Origin of the sequence: Streptomyces sp. NPDC003023 (genome assembly GCF_042888225.1) — a bacterium.
Classification (GTDB): Bacteria; Actinomycetota; Actinomycetes; order Streptomycetales; family Streptomycetaceae; genus Streptomyces.
Genome location: NZ_JBIAPL010000004.1, coordinates 105416 through 122170 on the forward strand (window position 1 = coordinate 105416; position 16755 = coordinate 122170).

Annotated in this window: 15 protein-coding genes; 10 read left to right on the forward strand and 5 right to left on the reverse strand. The window is 69.5% G+C overall.

Annotation, left to right across the window (positions count from 1 at the left end; translation table 11 throughout):
- Position 1 precedes the first annotated feature (1 nt).
- The 7 genes from ACFYV1_RS15590 to ACFYV1_RS15620 all read left to right on the forward strand — a co-directional run bounded on the left by ACFYV1_RS15590 (position 2) and on the right by ACFYV1_RS15620 (position 8126).
- Positions 2-700, forward strand: coding sequence for an SCO family protein (locus ACFYV1_RS15590; RefSeq protein WP_389396000.1), 699 nt, complete (start codon positions 2-4; stop codon positions 698-700).
- Positions 697-1143: a copper chaperone PCu(A)C gene (locus ACFYV1_RS15595; protein ID WP_389396001.1), complete on the forward strand. Its 447-nt coding sequence runs from the start codon at positions 697-699 to the stop codon at positions 1141-1143. The genes ACFYV1_RS15590 and ACFYV1_RS15595 overlap by 4 nt, the downstream gene beginning before the upstream one ends.
- Positions 1144-1160: 17 nt before the next feature.
- Complete coding sequence (locus tag ACFYV1_RS15600) at positions 1161-3143, forward strand: copper resistance CopC/CopD family protein (RefSeq protein WP_389396002.1); 1983 nt, start codon at positions 1161-1163, stop codon at positions 3141-3143.
- 24 nt (positions 3144-3167) lie between these two features.
- Positions 3168-4442 (forward strand): iron uptake transporter deferrochelatase/peroxidase subunit, encoded by a 1275-nt coding sequence (gene efeB / locus ACFYV1_RS15605; protein WP_389396003.1) that lies wholly within the window; start codon positions 3168-3170, stop codon positions 4440-4442.
- Positions 4443-4474: 32 nt separating this feature from the next.
- Positions 4475-5410: a prephenate dehydratase gene (pheA, locus tag ACFYV1_RS15610; protein WP_389396004.1), complete on the forward strand. Its 936-nt coding sequence runs from the start codon at positions 4475-4477 to the stop codon at positions 5408-5410.
- A 629-nt stretch (positions 5411-6039) separates the two neighbouring features.
- Positions 6040-7317: a serine--tRNA ligase gene (serS, locus tag ACFYV1_RS15615; RefSeq protein ID WP_389396005.1), complete on the forward strand. Its 1278-nt coding sequence runs from the start codon at positions 6040-6042 to the stop codon at positions 7315-7317.
- Positions 7314-8126, forward strand: a complete 813-nt coding sequence (locus ACFYV1_RS15620) for an HAD family hydrolase (RefSeq protein ID WP_389396006.1) — start codon at positions 7314-7316, stop codon at positions 8124-8126. The genes serS and ACFYV1_RS15620 overlap by 4 nt, the downstream gene beginning before the upstream one ends.
- Positions 8127-8465: 339 nt before the next feature.
- On the opposite strand, the gene ACFYV1_RS15625 is transcribed toward ACFYV1_RS15620, so the two are convergent.
- From ACFYV1_RS15625 to ACFYV1_RS15645, 5 genes are all read right to left on the reverse strand, one after another.
- Positions 8466-9155, reverse strand: a complete 690-nt coding sequence (locus ACFYV1_RS15625; protein WP_389396007.1) for a hypothetical protein — start codon at positions 9153-9155, stop codon at positions 8466-8468.
- A 270-nt stretch (positions 9156-9425) separates the two neighbouring features.
- Complete coding sequence (locus tag ACFYV1_RS15630; RefSeq protein WP_389396008.1) at positions 9426-10145, reverse strand: ABC transporter permease; 720 nt, start codon at positions 10143-10145, stop codon at positions 9426-9428.
- A 17-nt stretch (positions 10146-10162) separates the two neighbouring features.
- Entirely contained in the window at positions 10163-11074 is a 912-nt protein-coding gene (locus tag ACFYV1_RS15635) for an ABC transporter ATP-binding protein (RefSeq protein WP_389396009.1), read from the reverse strand.
- A complete protein-coding gene (locus ACFYV1_RS15640) occupies positions 11071-11979 on the reverse strand; it encodes an ABC transporter permease (RefSeq protein ID WP_389396010.1) in 909 nt (302 codons plus the stop codon). The genes ACFYV1_RS15635 and ACFYV1_RS15640 overlap by 4 nt, the downstream gene beginning before the upstream one ends.
- Positions 11976-12938, reverse strand: coding sequence for an ABC transporter ATP-binding protein (locus ACFYV1_RS15645; RefSeq protein WP_389396433.1), 963 nt, complete (start codon positions 12936-12938; stop codon positions 11976-11978). The genes ACFYV1_RS15640 and ACFYV1_RS15645 overlap by 4 nt, the downstream gene beginning before the upstream one ends.
- Positions 12939-13243: 305 nt before the next feature.
- Between ACFYV1_RS15645 and ACFYV1_RS15650 the strand changes: the two genes are divergently transcribed.
- The 3 genes from ACFYV1_RS15650 (at position 13244) to ACFYV1_RS15660 (ending at position 16726) form a co-directional block, all read left to right on the forward strand.
- A complete protein-coding gene (locus tag ACFYV1_RS15650; protein ID WP_389396434.1) occupies positions 13244-15043 on the forward strand; it encodes an SDR family oxidoreductase in 1800 nt (599 codons plus the stop codon).
- A 34-nt stretch (positions 15044-15077) separates the two neighbouring features.
- A complete protein-coding gene (locus tag ACFYV1_RS15655; protein WP_389396011.1) occupies positions 15078-16001 on the forward strand; it encodes a MerR family transcriptional regulator in 924 nt (307 codons plus the stop codon).
- Between the two features lie 146 nt (positions 16002-16147).
- Entirely contained in the window at positions 16148-16726 is a 579-nt protein-coding gene (locus ACFYV1_RS15660; RefSeq protein WP_389396012.1) for an RNA 2'-phosphotransferase, read from the forward strand.
- The last annotated feature ends 29 nt before the right edge of the window (positions 16727-16755 follow it).

A 16755-nucleotide genomic window follows, 5' to 3' on the forward strand; every position in this document is an offset into this window, starting at 1 on the left:
CATGCACAACCCCAAGAGCGACGGGGAGCCCCGCCGCAGCCGTCGAGCGCCGCTGATCGCGGCTCTCGCCGTCACGGCCGCTTTCGCGGTCGTGGCGGGCGTCGCCGTCACCCAGAACGCCGACAGTTCCGGCAGCCCGGTCGCCAACGTCTCCACCGAGGCGAAGACCGGGGCCGCGACCGTGCTGACCCAGCCGTACGCCAAGCCGGACCTGGTACTGACCGACACCAAGGGCAAGAAGTTCGACCTGCGGGAGGCGACCAAGGGCAGGCCCACGCTGATCTACTTCGGCTACACGCACTGCCCCGACGTCTGCCCGCTGACGATGAGCAACCTCGCCATCGCCAAGAAGCAGCTGCCCAAGGCGGACCAGGACAAGCTCCAGGTCGTCTTCGTCACCACCGACCCCGAGCGCGACACTCCCGCCGAACTCGGCAAGTGGCTGCCCAGCGCGGGTGACCCGTCCTTCATCGGGCTGACCGGCGACTTCCCGACCATCCAGGCGGGTGCCGGCCAGATCGGCATCGGCATCGACGCTCCCAAGAAGGAGAAGGACGGCACGGTGGTGTCCATGCACGGCGCCCAGGTCATCGCCTTCTCCCCGAAGACGGACCAGGGTTACGTGCTGTACGGCGAGGACACCACGGCCGAGGAATGGGCCGAGGACCTGCCGAAGCTGGTCAAGGGGGAGAAGCCGTGAGGCGCCGCTCCCCTCTCGCCGCAGCCGTCGCGCTGAGCGCGGCCGCGGCGCTGGCGGGCTGCTCGGCCGACAGCGGACCCGAGCTGAAGGTCACCGGCGCGTTCATGCCGCAGCCCGTCGGCGACATGGCCGCCGGCTTCCTGACCGTCGAGAACGACGGCGGCAGTGCGGACAGGCTCACCTCGATCACCAGCACGATCTCCGACGACGTCACGATCCACGAGACGAAGAACCAGAAGATGCGGGAGGTGGAGGCCTTCGACATCCCGGCCGGCAGCGGGCTCGACCTCGAACGTGGTGGCAGCCACATCATGTTCATGGAGCTCAAGCAGCAGCCGAAGCAGGGCGACACGGTCTCCATCGAGCTGCACTTCGAGAAGTCGGACCCGATCAAGGTCGAGCTTCCCGTGAAGGAGACCACCCACAATCCGCGGAAGCACTGAGAGGTACTGATCACGTGATGACAGCCACCGCCCCGCGCTTCGGCACGTCCCCGGTCCGGGTGCTTCTCACCCTGACCGTGCTGGTCGGCACGCTCCTCGGCGCACTGCTGGCCGGCGCGAGCCCGGCGTCGGCACACGCCGCGCTGACCGGCAGCAACCCGAGGGACGGGGCGGTGGTGGCCACCGCGCCCAAGGAGGTCACCCTCACCTTCTCCGAGCAGATCGCCATGGGCGACGACTCGATCCGCGTCCTGGAGCCGAGCGGCAAACGGGCCGACACCGCCGAGATCCGCGACCTCGGCACCGGAGGCACCGTCGTCTACGGCGTCGACCTGCGTCCCGGTCTGCCGGACGGCACGTACACGGTCGCCTGGCAGGCCGTCTCCGCGGACAGCCACCCCGTCTCCGGGGCCTTCACCTTCTCCATCGGCGCGCCCTCACAGACCACGGTCGCGCTGCCCGACGAGGAGGCGGGCGGCGGAGTCGTCGGCCTCCTGTACGACGTGGCGCGGTACGTGGCGTACGGCGGGTTCATCCTGCTCGTCGGCGGCGCGGCGTTCGTTCTTCTGTGCTGGCAGCGCGGCGCTTCGGTGCGGCCCGTGCAGCGTCTCGTCGTCCAGGGGTGGGTGGCCATGACGGCGTCCACGCTCGCGATGCTGCTGCTGCGCGGCTCGTACACGAGTTCCGGCAGGCTCGCGGACGTCCTCGACCTCGGGACGCTGCCGGCCGTTCTGGAGAGCAAGACCGGGGCGGCGCTCGTCTCACGGCTGCTCCTGCTCGGCGCGGCGGCGCTGTTCGTGGCCGTCCTGTTCGGCGCTTACGCGAAGCGGGAGGAGGGTGCCGAGAAGAAGGACCTGACCTTCGGGCTCTCCATAGGGGGCACGGTTGTCGCGGCCGGGATCGCCGGAACCTGGGCACTGTCCGAGCACGCTTCGACGGGTCTCCAGACGGCCGTCGCGATGCCCGTCGACGTACTGCACCTGCTGGCTGTCGCGGTCTGGCTCGGTGGGCTCGCCACCCTGCTGACCGTCCTGTACCGGGCACCGGAGATCGAGCGGGGGGCGGTCCGGCGCTTCTCCACCGCCGCCTTCGTCAGCGTGGTCGTGCTCGCGGGGACCGGGCTCTACCAGTCGTGGCGGCAGGTCGGCTCCTGGTCGGCGCTGACCGGGACCTGGTACGGGCAGCTGCTGCTGATCAAGATCGCTCTGGTCGGCGTGATGGTCGCCGTGGCATGGAGCTCGCGGCGCTGGACCGGGCAGTTGTCCGAGGCCGTGGACGTCCCCACGGGGAGGGGGGCCAAGAAGGAGACGCCCGGTGCGACCGCCGAGGTGTCCGGTGCGACCGCCGGCACGACCGGTCCGACCGCCGAGGTGTCCGGTGCGACCGCCGGCACGACCGACGGGACCGCTGCCGCCCCTGGCGACTCGAAGCGTGCGGCCCAACTCGCGCGGCAGCAGGCCGCCGTCGCGACGGCCGAGCGGAAGCGCAAGCGCGAGGCGGACGACGAGCGTTCCGGACTGCGCCGCTCCGTCCTGGTGGAGGCAGGCGTCGCCGTGATCCTCCTTGCCGTGACGACCCTGCTCACCTCCACCGAACCCGGCCGCACGGAGGAGCAGGCCGCCAAGGCGGGCAGCTCCCGGACCGCCCCCGCGCCGGCCGGGCCCAAGGAGATCGAGCTCCCCTTCGACACGGGCGGCCGGAACGGCAAGGGAACGGTCCGGCTCAGCCTGGACCCGGCACTTCCGGGCGCCAACGACATGCACGTGTGGATCGAGTCACCGGACGGCAAGGCCCTCGACGCCCCCGAGGTGAAGGTCTCCTTCACCCTGGAGGCGAAGGAGATCGGCCCGCTGCCGATCACTCCGGACCGCGTAACCGCGGGACACTGGGCCGCGAGCGCGGTCCAGATCCCCATGCCGGGCGACTGGCAGATCAAGGTCACCGTGCGGACCTCGGACATCGACCAGACCACCATCGACAAGAACATCGAGATCGGCTGACCCACCGTGACACCCGAAACACCCGTGACACCCGTGACGACCTCCGGCGGCGCATCCGGCGACGCCAGCGCCGGCGACGGCATCTCGAGGCGGCGCCTGCTCGGCACCGCGGGCGCCGTCGGCGCCACCGGGCTGGTGCTCGGTGCGGGAGGCGGCGCCGCCGTGTACACGGCGGCGGCGGACGACCCGGTCGAGTTGGCCACGGTCGGGTCCACCGGCATCGCCTTCCACGACCGGCCGCACCAGGCCGGCATCACAGAACCGCAGCAGGCGCACGGGCACCTGGTCGCGTTCGACCTCGCCCCCGGTGCGGGGCGCAAGGAGGCCGCGGCTCTGATGAGGCGCTGGTCGGCACTGGCGGCCGAGCTGATGGCGGGCAGGCCCTCCGGCGACGAGGACACGGGAATCGCGCTGGACGCCGGACCCTCCTCGCTGACCGTCACCTTCGGCTTCGGCCACTCCTTCTTCGACCGCACTTCCCTGGTCGCCCAGCGGCCGCCGGGCCTCGACCCGTTGCCGCCCTTCTCCTCCGACCGGCTGGACGCAAAGCGCTCCGACGGCGATCTCTGGGTGCAGATCGGTGCCAACGACTCGCTGGTCGCCTTCCACGCGCTGCGGGCCGTGCAGAAGGCCGCGGGCACGGCTGCCCGGGTGCGCTGGCAGATGAACGGTTTCAACCGTTCGCCCGGCGCCACCGCGCAGCCCATGACCGCGCGCAATCTGATGGGGCAGGTCGACGGCACCGGTAACCCGAAGCCGTCGGAGCCCGATTTCGACAAGCGCGTCTTCGTGCCCTCCGGCACCGGCCACCCGTGGCTCGAGGGCGGCTCCTACGCCGTCGTGCGCCGCATCCGCATGCTGCTCGACGACTGGGAACGGCTCCCCCTGCGCAAGCAGGAACAGGTCATCGGCCGGCGCAAGTCCGACGGCGCCCCCCTGACGGGCGGCACGGAGACCACGGAGCTCGCCCTCGACGCGACCGGGCCGGACGGGAAACTCGTCATCCCGGACAACGCGCACGCCCGTATCTCCGCGCCGGAACAGAACGGCGGCGCCGCGATGCTTCGCCGGCCCTTCTCCTTCCACGACGGAATCGGCACGGACGGAACACCGGACGCCGGCCTGCTCTTCATCTGCTGGCAGGCCGACCCGCTGCGCGGTTTCGTGCCGGTGCAGCGAAAGCTGGACCGGGGGGACGCCCTGTCGGTGTTCATCCGGCACGAGGCGAGCGGGCTGTTCGCGGTACCGGCCGCGCCGGTCAAGGGCGAATACGTGGGACAGCGGTTGCTGGAGGCATGATGGCGGCGTCCGCAGCCCATTAGGGTGACGGTATGTCGGCCACGCGCTTCACCTATCTCGGTCCCGAGGGCACCTTCACCGAAGCCGCCCTGCGCACACTCCCGGAAGCCGCGACCCGGGAACTCGTCCCGATGGTCTCCGTGCCCGCGGCCCTCGACGCCGTACGGGCCGGGGAGGCCGCGGCCGCCCTCGTACCGATCGAGAACTCGGTGGAGGGCGGCGTCACCGCCACACTCGACGAACTGGCGTCGGGCAAGCCCCTGATGATCTACCGGGAGGTGCTGCTCCCCATCGCCTTCGCGCTGCTGGTGCGCCCGGGGACCACGCTGTCCGAGGTGAAGACGGTCACCGGCCACCCGGTCGCCCAGCCGCAGGTGCGCAACTGGCTGCGCAACAACCTGCCGGACGCGCTGTGGGAGTCCGCCGCCTCGAACGCCGACGGTGCGCGGCTGGTGCAGGAAGGGCGCTACGACGCGGCCTTCGCGGGCGAGTTCGCGGCGGCCACCTACGGGCTGCAGCCCCTGGTCACGGAGATCCACGACGCGGAGAACGCGGAGACCCGGTTCGTTCTGGTGGGGCGGCCCGCCCGGCCCTCGGCGCCGACCGGTGCGGACAAGACCTCCGTCGTGATCTGGCTGGGCGAGGACCATCCGGGCGCGCTGCTGGAGCTGCTGCAGGAGTTCGCTGTGCGCGGGGTCAACCTGATGCTGATCCAGTCCCGTCCGACGGGCGCCGGCATCGGCAACTACTGCTTCGCCGTCGACGCGGAGGGCCATATCGCCGAGCGGCGGGTGGGTGAGGCCTTGATGGGGCTGAAGCGAATCTGCCCCAAGGTGCGCTTCCTCGGTTCGTACCCGCGGGCCGGTGTGACGGCGGCGGAGGTCCGGCCGCTGCGGGCGGGGACCTCTGACGTGGAGTTCACGGAGGCGTCGGACTGGCTGGCGCGCTGCCAGGACGGCCGCGCCTGAGGCACCACCGGCGCCCGCCGGGGGCCTGTCCGGCCGGGCCGGTCCTACCTGCAGATTTTCGTTGTCCACAGGGTTGTCCACAGGCTCGCTTCTCGACCTGGGGACAAGTCGACAACAGAACGGCACAGGGTCGACAAATCAGCTCACCGCCCCCACTTCCATCCACAGAACGACAGGTCGGCCCCTGTCACCCTAATTCCATTGATCAACTCTTTGGAGCGAGGAATTCCCACCCGAATGAGTGGGCGAAGGCGGTTTGGGACGGGAATTCCGTGGCCGCCGAACGACTCTCGGAATGATCACTTCCGCAATCCACAGATCAGCCACACAGGCTGTGGATAACTTTCCGGCAGGGCGCATCCCTGTGGACAAGCACCCAGGACCACAGCCCCGTCCGGCCCGGACGAGGCCCGGACGAGGCCCGTCCGGGCCGACGCGGCCTCCGTAAACCGCACCCTTTCGACGAATAGGGCCTGATTCCTTTGCCGCTGCTTGCCACTGTTTCGCCACTGCTGGATTTACCGTGGCGTCGGGTTCATCATTCCCGGCAAGTCTCTCAATTCGGGCAAAGCGACACGCGTGCAGATATCGGGTGGGGTGGCGCGAGTCGGCACCGGTAGCCTGGTGGGGTGATTGACCTTCGCCTGCTCCGTGAGGACCCCGACCGTGTTCGCGCCTCCCAGCGCGCCCGTGGAGAGGATGTCGAACTCGTCGACACCCTGCTCTCCGCCGACGAGCGGCGAAGGTCCTCGGGCCTCCGCTTCGACGAGCTGCGCTCCGAGCAGAAGTCGCTCGGCAAGCTGATTCCCAAGGCCACACCGGAGGAGCGCGCCGAGCTGCTCAAGAAGGCCGAGCAGCTCAAGGCCGACGTCAAGGCCGCGGAGGCCGAGCAGAACGACGCCGACGACGAGGCAAGGCGGCTGCTGCTCCAGCTCGGCAACATCGTCCATGAGGACGTCCCGGTCGGCGGCGAGGAGGACTTCGTCGTCCTCGAGACGCACGGCACGATCCGTGACTTCGGCGCGGAGGGCTTCACGCCCAAGGACCACCTCGAGCTGGGCGAGGCGCTGGGCGCCATCGACGTCGAGCGCGGGGCGAAGGTCTCGGGTTCGCGCTTCTACTACCTCACCGGCGTCGGCGCGCTCCTCGAGCTCGCCCTCGTCAACGCGGCGATCGCACAGGCCACAGAGGCCGGCTTCATCCCGATGCTGACCCCCGCGCTGGTCCGCCCGCGCGCCATGGAGGGCACCGGATTCCTCGGCCAGGCCGCGGAGAACGTCTACCACCTGGAGAAGGACGACTACTACCTGGTCGGCACCTCCGAGGTACCGCTCGCCGCGTACCACATGGACGAGATCATCGACGCCGACAAGCTGCCGCTGCGGTACGCGGGCTTCTCCCCCTGCTTCCGCCGTGAGGCCGGCACGTACGGCAAGGACACCCGCGGCATCTTCCGCGTCCACCAGTTCGACAAGGTCGAGATGTTCTCGTACGTCGCCCCGGAGGACGCGGAGGCCGAGCACAAGCGGCTCCTGGACTGGGAGAAGCAGTGGCTGACCGGTCTGGAGCTGCCGTTCCAGGTGATCGACGTGGCGACGGGTGACCTCGGCTCCTCGGCGTCGCGCAAGTTCGACTGCGAGGCATGGATCCCGACGCAGGGCAAGTACCGCGAGCTGACCTCCGCCTCGAACTGCGACGGCTTCCAGGCACGCCGCCTGTCCGTGCGGATGCGCGAGGGCAAGAAGGTGCAGCCGCTGGCCACGCTGAACGGCACCCTGTGCGCCGTACCGCGCACCATCGTCGCGATCCTCGAGAACCACCAGCTGGCCGACGGTTCGGTGCGCGTCCCCGAGATGCTGCGTCCGTACCTCGGCGGCCGTGAACTGCTGGAGCCGATCTCCAAGTGAGTACCGCCCCCTTCCCGTACAAGCTCGTCGCCACCGATCTCGACGGAACGCTGCTGCGCCACGACGACACCGTCTCGCAGCGCACGCGCGACGCGCTCGCCGCGGTCACCGAGGCGGGCGCCGCGCACATCGTCGTCACCGGACGGGCGGTGCCGTGGACCCGGCACATCCTCGACGACCTGGGGTACGACGGACTCGCGGTCTGCGGGCAGGGGGCGCAGGTCTACCACGCCGGTGAACACCGGCTGCTGACCTCCGTCACACTCGACCGGCAGCTGGCCGGGCTCGCGCTGTCCAAGCTCGAGGCCGAGGTCGGTCCGCTGCTGCTCGCCGCGAGCCGGGACGGGCTCGAGGGCGACGTGCTGGTCGGCGCCGGTTACCGGGTGCAGGAAGGTCCGCTTCCGTACGTGCCCATGCAGGACCCGGCCGACCTGTGGGCCGCACCGCTGAACAAGGTCTACATCCAGCACCCGACGCTGGACGACGACGAGCTGGCGAAGGCGGCCAGGGCGACGGTCGGCAGTCTGGTGGACGTGGTCATGGCGGGCGCCGGCGTCGTGGAGATCCTGCCGCTGGGCCTGAGCAAGGCCACCGGCCTGTCACTGGCCGCACGGCGGCTGGGGCTGCGGGCGTCGGACACGATCGCCTTCGGCGACATGCCCAATGACATCCCGATGTTCGGCTGGGCCGCGCACGGCGTGGCGATGGCGAACGCGCACGACGAACTGAAGGCCGTGGCCCACGAGATCACCGCGTCGAACGACGACGACGGCATCGCGGTGGTGCTGGAGCACCTGCTCGCGGGGTGATCTCTCCTGCGGTGACTCCTGGGGTCTACCAGGGACCTTCGGAAACCTTCCGGAACCTTGCGAGACCTTGCGGGACCTTCCGAGGACTTCCCGGGAGGGGGCGGCCCGCGCGGATGCGCGCTCGAAGCGGCCGCCCCCGAGCGGCCGGCCGGCGGCCGTGCGGAGTGCGATGACTACTCCGCTGCCTGCCGGGTGCCGCCACGAAGGGAGCTCGACGGACCGGGACTCGAACTCCTGGTCATCGCCGCGCTCCTCCCGGTCGGTGGCGCCGGTCGCACTGATGTGCTGTTCCGGCTCCACAACTGTGCCGGTCCGGCCGGTCCGGCCGCCACCGATTAATCAGCCGCGCCGACGCCGGCGAAGATCCCTCAGCTGACGGGCGAAGTCGTCCATCCTGGCGTCCATGCGGACCATGTCGTCGGACAGCTCGCACAGCCGGTTGCTCATCGCGGCGACGACCCGGTTGGTGGCATCGAGCCGGTGGTCGAGGCGGTCGAGCCGCTGAGACATCCTGTTGAGCACCGGGCCGAGCTCCTGCAGCGCCGTGCCGACGCCGGCGAGGCACTGTTCGAGGTTCGTGACCCGCCCGTCGAGTGACGCATAGCCCTCGCGCCAACCCTGCTCGGCGTCCAGGAGGTACGTGCGCACCCGGCGGGCGATGTCGCTGTCACGCAGGAGCATGGCCACATTGAGCACCGTCCGGCGGCTGAAGAGGGTGAGACTGGAGCGACGCTGTGGATAACTTCCACCGGCTTCGGATGAGAGGGACATGTTGTCCCTCTGATATTCACCCAGGTCAGAGCCACGTAGAATCCGCATCCCACTCTGCGTGAGCTCCTCGCGATGCCTCTGGGTCAACTTTTTGATGACCTCTGTGGATACTTCGAAGTACCGCGCGACGCCCTCTGTGGAGACGTGAATGCTGTCCGGGAGCAGGGTCAGCGCCTTCACCTTGTCGAGCGCCTCGACCTGGCCCGCATGAGCGACGCGCATCGCGCGCGACTCGACCAGTGCGACTTCTGATGGCATGGGCTTGCCTTCCGTTCGTGAGTCTTCAGGGACGGCCCTCTCCCCGGGCACAGGGGTGGAGGTCGGCTCACGGTGCGATCCACTCAAATGACCGGCCCGTGCGAGAACCTCGCCACGGCACCGGCAATCCCCTACTTCACGAACCCTCGACGTCACGAACTCCAGTTGCCTCCACGCACGATGGACAACGAGCCGATAACCGTACAGTTACCCGATATGCCTCGGCCCCCACCCATAGGGGCAGGGGCCGGGGCCGTCGACGATCGGGGCTCACTCCTCGCCGGCGAGCTTGAGGACCCGCAGCTTCTGGCCCGCGTACCAGGTGGCGGCCACCGTGACACCGGCCAGCAGCGCCGTCGCCGTCGGCAGGCCGACGTCGGAGCCGATCAGCCCTTCCCCGCCGATCTTCTCGGCGAGCGACAGCGCCCACTGCTGGACACTGAGCGTGCGGGCGCCGGGCACCAGGCTGCCGAACAGCGTCTCCCACACCAGGGCGTAGACCAGCCCGATGACCACGGCGTGACGGCTGACCGTACCGAGGAGCAGGAAGAGCGCGCTGTACGCGATCGACGCGACGAGCGCCGCGACGGTGTACGCGACGGCAACCTGCTGGCCGTTGCCGTTGAGGATGAATCCTGCGATGAGCGTGGGGATCGCGGAGAAGGCCATCGTCACGGCGACGGCGACGATGAGCTTGGTGAAGATGATCGTCGGCCGCTTCACCGGCTTGGCGAGGAGATAGACGATGGAGCCGTCGTCGATCTCGGGACCGATCGAGCCCGTGCCCGCAATGACTCCGATCAACGGCACCATCGTGGCGATGGCGAACCCGCCGAGGACATCCGCCGCGACCTGGTCGTCGGCACCGTTGAAACCGCGTACGGCGGCCGCGATCAGCAGCAGCAGGCCGGGAAGCACGAAGAGGATCGCGGCCCGGCGCCTGCCGAGGACGGCCCGATAGGTGAGCCGGGCGACTGTGGGGTCGTACATGTTCGTCACAGCTCCTTTCAGGCCGCTACGAGGTAGGAGAAGACCGACTCGAGGGACTCGTCGGAGGGCGAGACCGTCAGCAGCCGGATGGAGTGCTCACGGGCGACCTTCGGCAGCAGTTCGGTGAACCGGCCGAAGTCCACGGCCTGGATGCGCAGTGCGCCCTCGGCCAGGTCGACCTCGATGCCTGCGGTCGACGGGTCGGCGATCAGGGCCGCGGCGAGCGCCCGGTCGTCGCTGGACCGTACGAGATAGCGGTGCGGCCGGTCGGTCATCAGCCGGCGGATGCGGCGGAAGTCGCCGCTGGCGGCGTGGCGCCCGGCGACGATCACCTCGATGTGGGAGGCGAGTTGCTCCACCTCCTCGAGGATGTGGGAGGAGAAGAGGACCGTGCGTCCCTCCGCGCCCATGCGCCGCAGCAGGTCCATCAGCTGCATGCGCTGCCGCGGGTCCATTCCGTTGAACGGCTCGTCGAGCAGCAGCACGGACGGCTGGTGCACCAGCGCGGAGGCCATCTTGACCCGCTGGCGCATGCCCTTGCTGTACGTGGAGATCTTGCGGTCCTGCGCGTACTCCATCTCGACGGTCGCGAGAGCCTTCTGGGCCTCCTTGGCGCCGAGGCCGTGGAGTTCGGCGTTGGCGACGACGAACTCACGGCCGGTGAGGAAGTCGTACATGGCCTCCCGCTCCGGGACGACACCGATCTGCCGGTACACCGACTCGTTGCGCCAGATCGGCACGCCGTCGAGGGTGACGGTGCCGCCCGAGGGGGCGAGGAAGCCGCCCATCATGTTGATGAGGGTGGACTTTCCCGCGCCGTTGGGGCCGAGGAGTCCGGTGACCCCGGGACCGATGGTCATCGTCACGTCGTTGACGGCGACGACGTTGCCGAACCACCGTGAGGTTTTGTCAATGCTGATCGTGGTCACAGCCCGACCTTTCGGTAGCGGCGCATGAGGACGCCGTACGAACCGGCGACGAGCGCGAGGACGACGAGCAGATAGACCACGCCGGCACCGGCACCGGGGCCTTCGCCGCCGGGGAAGGTGGAGTCGGCACCGAGGAACGCGGTCTGCACGCCGTCGATGAGCGTGACCGGTGAGAAGAGGCCCAGCCACTGGATGGCACCGGGCGAGTCGGTCCCCCAGGCGATCGCCTGGACGGTGGAGACGGCGCCGTAGGTGATGGTCATGGTCGCGATGACCGCGGCGACACCGAAGCCGCGGCGCGGCGTGAACGCGGCGAGCACCAGCCCGATCCCGCCGAAGAAGACGGACAGCAGCGCCACCGACACCATGCCCTGTGCGAAGCCCTTCGTCTGGTCGGCGAAGTCGAACTTCGCGAGAAGCGAGCCGAGATAGAGGATCACCAGCGGTGTCGACGTGAGGAGGAAGACGGCGGACGCCATCGCGCCGAACTTGGCGAGCACGTAGTCGACGCGTTCGACGGGCCGCGAGAAGTACAACGGCACGGTTTTGAAGCGAAGATCACGGGACACCGACTGCGGTGCCTGCGCGGCCAGGAAGAGGGCGATCAGCGCCTGCATGATGATCGCGTACTGCGTGTACTCGATCGGCAGGTCGGTCATGTTCGGGGTGGCGACCGCCACCGCCACGATGATCGCCGCGACCAGGCACATGATCCCGAACAGGATCATCGGCAGCACCTTGGACTTGGCCGAGCGGCCGAGACCGTAGGCGCCGCGCAGCGACTGCGAGTAGAGGGAGCGCCGTGCGTAGGCGCGGCCGAGCCGGGGGCCGTCGTAGTGGCGGTATCCGATGTTGTGGATCCGCGTCGTCTCGGGGACCTGGCCGCCGTGCGTGTGGGTGCTCATCGGGACTGCGCCTCCATGGTCCGGGCGGCCTCGGGGCGGAAGACCTCCGCGATGTGGTGCCGGCGCTGTTCCATCCGTACGAGGCCGATGCCGAGATCGGCGACGGTGTCACGCACGATGTCGTACGTCTCCTCGCCGGCCGCCTCGAGCAGCAGGATGTGGCCCGCGCCGGGCAGACCGTCCTCCGTGTGCTCGTGCAGATGCAGCCCGGCGGCGACCAGGGCGGCGCGCAGCGCGGCCGTGCCGTCGGGATGCGTGTCGGAGTCGGTGACCTCGACCGCGAGCGTGGCGGTGGCCTGTGTGAAGTCCTTGGTGGAACTGGAGCGCAGCAGCGCGCCGCCGTCGATGACGACGACGTGGTCGCAGGTGCGCTCGAGCTCGCCGAGCAGGTGCGAGGTGACCAGGACCGAGATGCCGAAGTCGGTGTGGACCCGCCGGATGAGGCCCAGCATCTCGTCGCGGCCGACCGGGTCGAGGCCGTTGGTCGGCTCGTCGAGGAGGACCAGCTGCGGGTCGTGGACGAGTGCCTGCGCGAGTTTCACTCGCTGCTTCATGCCGGTCGAGTAGCCGCCGATGGGGCGGTAGCGCTCCTCGTACAGGCCGACATGGCGCAGGGTGTCCGCGGTGCGTTCCCGCGCCGCGGTCGGCGGGAGACCCGACATGCGTGCCATGTGGACGACGAACTCGGTGGCCGAGACGTCGGGCGGCAGGCAGTCGTGCTCCGGCATGTAGCCGACCCGCTCCCGGATCTCGGCGCCCTTGGTGGCGACGTCGAGACCGAGCACGGCGGCGTGGCCCTCCGTGGCAGGGGACAGACCAAGAAGGATCTTGATCAACGTGGACTTGCCGGCTCCGTTGGCGCCCACCAGGCCGGTCACACCCGGGCCGATGTCCAAGGAGAGCCGGTCAAGCGCGGTCACCCGGGGGAACCGCTTGCTCAGGCTTTCGGTCGCGATCACAGTCACGTTTCGAAGGTAGTGGCGTGTGACACGGCTTACGTCAGCCTCGTGGCTCGTTCCGTCTCCGACTCCAGAGGTACACGCCCGTAGGGGCCGTGCGACCGGAGTCGGCCGTTCTCCCTTACCGGGTCGTGCCCGTTTGCCGGGTCGTGCCCGTTTGCCGGGTCGTGCCCGTTTGCCGGGTCGTGCCCGTTCGCCGGGTCGTGCCCGCCCTCTTGACGTCGCCGTCGGTCATTGTCACATTCGTCGGTGTCAGGTTACGGATCGTGTCGCCCTGCGGACGGACGGTGGAAGAACCGGTGGACATGCGAGGACTGGCGGGGGCGCGCGAGCGCCGGATCCGCTCGGGTGGGATCGAGCTGTGCGTCGCCGAACTGGGCGAGGAGGCCCGGCCGACGGTCATGCTGGTCCACGGCTATCCGGACAGCAAGGAGGTCTGGTCCGAGGTCGCGGCCCGCCTGGCCGACCGCTTCCATGTGGTGCTGTACGACGTCCGGGGCCACGGCCGCTCGACGGCACCCGTCCCACTGCGCGGGGGCTTCACGCTGGAGAAGCTGACGGACGACTTCCTGGCCGTCGCCGACGCCGTGAGCCCGGACCGTCCCGTCCACCTGGTGGGGCACGACTGGGGGTCCGTCCAGTCGTGGGAGTTCGTGACGGTCGAGCGGACCAAGGGCCGTATCGCCTCGTTCACTTCCATGTCGGGGCCGTCGCTGGACCACTTCGGGCACTGGATCAAGCGGCGGACGAGCCGTCCTTCACCGCGCGGGGTGGGGCAACTGCTCGACCAAGGGGCCAAGTCCTGGTACGTGTACATGCTGCACACCCCGGTGCTCCCCGAACTGGCCTGGCGCGGACCGCTCGGCAAGCGCTGGCCGGGAATCCTTCAGCGAGTCGAGAAGGTTCCGGCAGGTGACTATCCGACGCGGTCGCTGCCGCAGGATGCCGCACACGGCGCCTGGCTCTACAGGGACAACGTCCGGGCGCGGCTGCGGCAACCACGTGCCGACGCCTTCGCCCACGTGCCGGTCCAGCTGATCACCCCGACCGGGGACGCGTTCCTCTCCGAGCGGCTCTACGACGATCTAAGCGCATGGGTGCCGCGGCTGACGCGTCGCACACTGGCCGCCAAGCACTGGATACCTCGCACCCGTCCGGACCAACTCGCCGCGTGGGTGGCCGGTTTCGTGGACGCCAACGAGGCCGGCGCAGGCGACGGCGCCGGTCCTGCCGCCGTGGCCGGCGCGGACGCGGCGGCGAAGCCGGCCGCGAGAGCGTACGAGGAGCGGTTCGGCGGCCGGCTCGTGCTGGTGACTGGCGCGGCGAGCGGCATCGGACGTGCCACGGCGCTCGCCTTCGCCGCGGCCGGGGCACGCGTCGTGGCGGTGGACCTGGACGCGGAGGGCGCGGCCAGGACGGCCGCGGCGGCCCGTCGCGAGGGCGCCGCGAACGCCTGGGGTGAAACGGTGGACGTCAGTGACGAGCAGGCCATGGAGAAGCTGGCCGAGAAGGTCGCCGCCGAGTACGGGATCGTCGACGTCCTGGTCAACAACGCCGGGATAGGGCTCGCCGGCCCGTTCATGGACACGAGTTCCGACGACTGGAAGAGGGTTCTGGACGTCAACCTGTGGGGTGTGATCCACGGTTGCCGGATCTTCGGCGGCCGGATGGCCGAGCGCGGCCAGGGCGGCCACATCGTCAACACCGCTTCCGCGGCCGCCTTCATGCCGTCCAGAACCCTGCCCGCGTACAGCACTTCGAAGGCCGCCGTGCTGATGCTGAGCGAGTGCCTGCGCGCCGAACTGGCCGGCCGGGACATCGGGGTCACCGCGATCTGCCCCGGCATCGTCAACACCAACATCACCGCCACCGCCCGCTTCGCGGGAGTCGACGAGATGGAGGAGAGGCGGAGGCAGAAGAAGACGGCACGGCTGTACGGGCTGCGCAACTACCCTCCGGAGAAAGTCGCGGAGGCGATCCTGCGGGCGGTGGTGCACAACCAGGCGGTCGTGCCGGTCACGCCTGAGGCGCGAGGCGCCCGCATACTCTCGCGCATCGCCCCGAAGGCGCTGCGCGCGTTCGCCAGGATCGACCCGAGGCTGTGAGACGCACAGCCGAACTGCCTTGAGGGAGCGGGGTTTGCCGGAACAGTCTGCAGCCGAGTACCGGATCGAGGATCTGGCGCACCACAGCGGTGCCACGGTCCGGACGATCCGCGCCTACCAGGACCGGGGCCTGCTGCCCAGGCCGGAGCGGCGCGGGCGCTCCAACGTGTACGGCTCCGCGCACCTCACCCGTCTGCACCAGATCGCGGACCTCATCGACCGCGGGTACACGCTCGCCTCCGTCAAGGAGCTCCTGGAAGCCTGGGACACGGGACGCGGCCTGGGCGGAGTGCTCGGTCTCGTGGCGGAGGTGCAGGGTCCGTGGACCGACGAGGAGGGTGCCAGGATCTCCCGGCAGGAACTGGATCGCAGGTTCGGTGGCGCACCCGACGAGGACGGCCTCGCAGAGGCGATCGAGCTGGGTGTACTGGAGCCCGTCGCCGGGAGCGACGACGAGTTCCTGGTTCCCAGCCCTCAAGAACTGGCGGTGGCGGTCGAGTTGCACTCGTCGGGCGTGCCGCTCACGGCGATCGCCGCACATCTGCGGGAGGTTCGCGTCCAGATCGAGCACATCGCCCGTGGATTCCTCGAGTTCACCACGGAGCACGTCTTCGGGCGGTTCCTGGAGCAGGGAGTGCCGGACGAGACGCACGCGGCCGAGGCCGCGGCTCTGGTACGGCGACTGCGCCCCCTGGCCAGGCAGACGATGGAAGCCGAACTGGCCCGAGCCATGCGGACGTTCGCCACGCTCCATCTTCAGCGGCATCTCACTGCCGGTGCACCGCTCCCGGTGCCACAGCAAGGCGTCTCGGTGGACCTTCCGACCGAGACAATGGACGCTGTTCGCCGCCTGGTTGGCTCTGACAACGCAGCCGCCTTTGTGCACGCCGCGACCGAACGCGAGCTGCACGCCCGTTCCTTGGACGCCATGGCAACAAGTCACGGCAACCCCGGCTGACTTGGCCAAACCCGTGTTCGACAGAGGAAGTTGTCCACAGAATCGCGAACAAGCCTGTGGATAACTGGAGTTGGCTGTGGATCAAACCTCGGTGCCGAAATTTTTTTCAGTGGAATTGCCGACATCCGACCGGGCACCCTGACCGCATGAACGCAGAACCCGCCGAGCCGGCTCCGGACGAGAGACGCACCATCAGAGTGTCCAAGTACCTTTCGAGGCACCTGCGCCACCAGCCGGACCGGATCGGCATCACCCTCGACGCGCACGGCTGGGTGGAGATCGACGAGCTGATGAGCGCGGCCGTCGAGCACGGCTTCCGTTTCACCCGTGCCGAGCTCGATCATGTCGTCGCGGTCAACGACAAACGGCGGTTCACCATCGACGGCACACGTGTGCGCGCCAACCAGGGCCACACCGTGGACGTCGACCTCGGTCTGCCCGCCGCGGAGCCTCCCGAGTACCTGTACCACGGGACCGTGGCCCGCAGCCTCGACGCGATCCGCGCCGAAGGCCTGCGGCCCATGAGCCGCCACGACGTCCACCTGTCACCCGACCGTGAGACGGCGACACGCGTCGGCGCACGTCGCGGCCGCCCTGTCGTCCTCTCCGTGCACGCCGGAGCACTGCACCGGGCCGGTCACGTCTTCCGGGTGAGCGCCAACGGCGTCTGGCTCACCGCGTCCGTGCCGCCACGGTTCATCCGGTTCCCCCAGGCCGGGCCCTGAACCGGGCCCCTGCCCTTGCGGTCGAAACG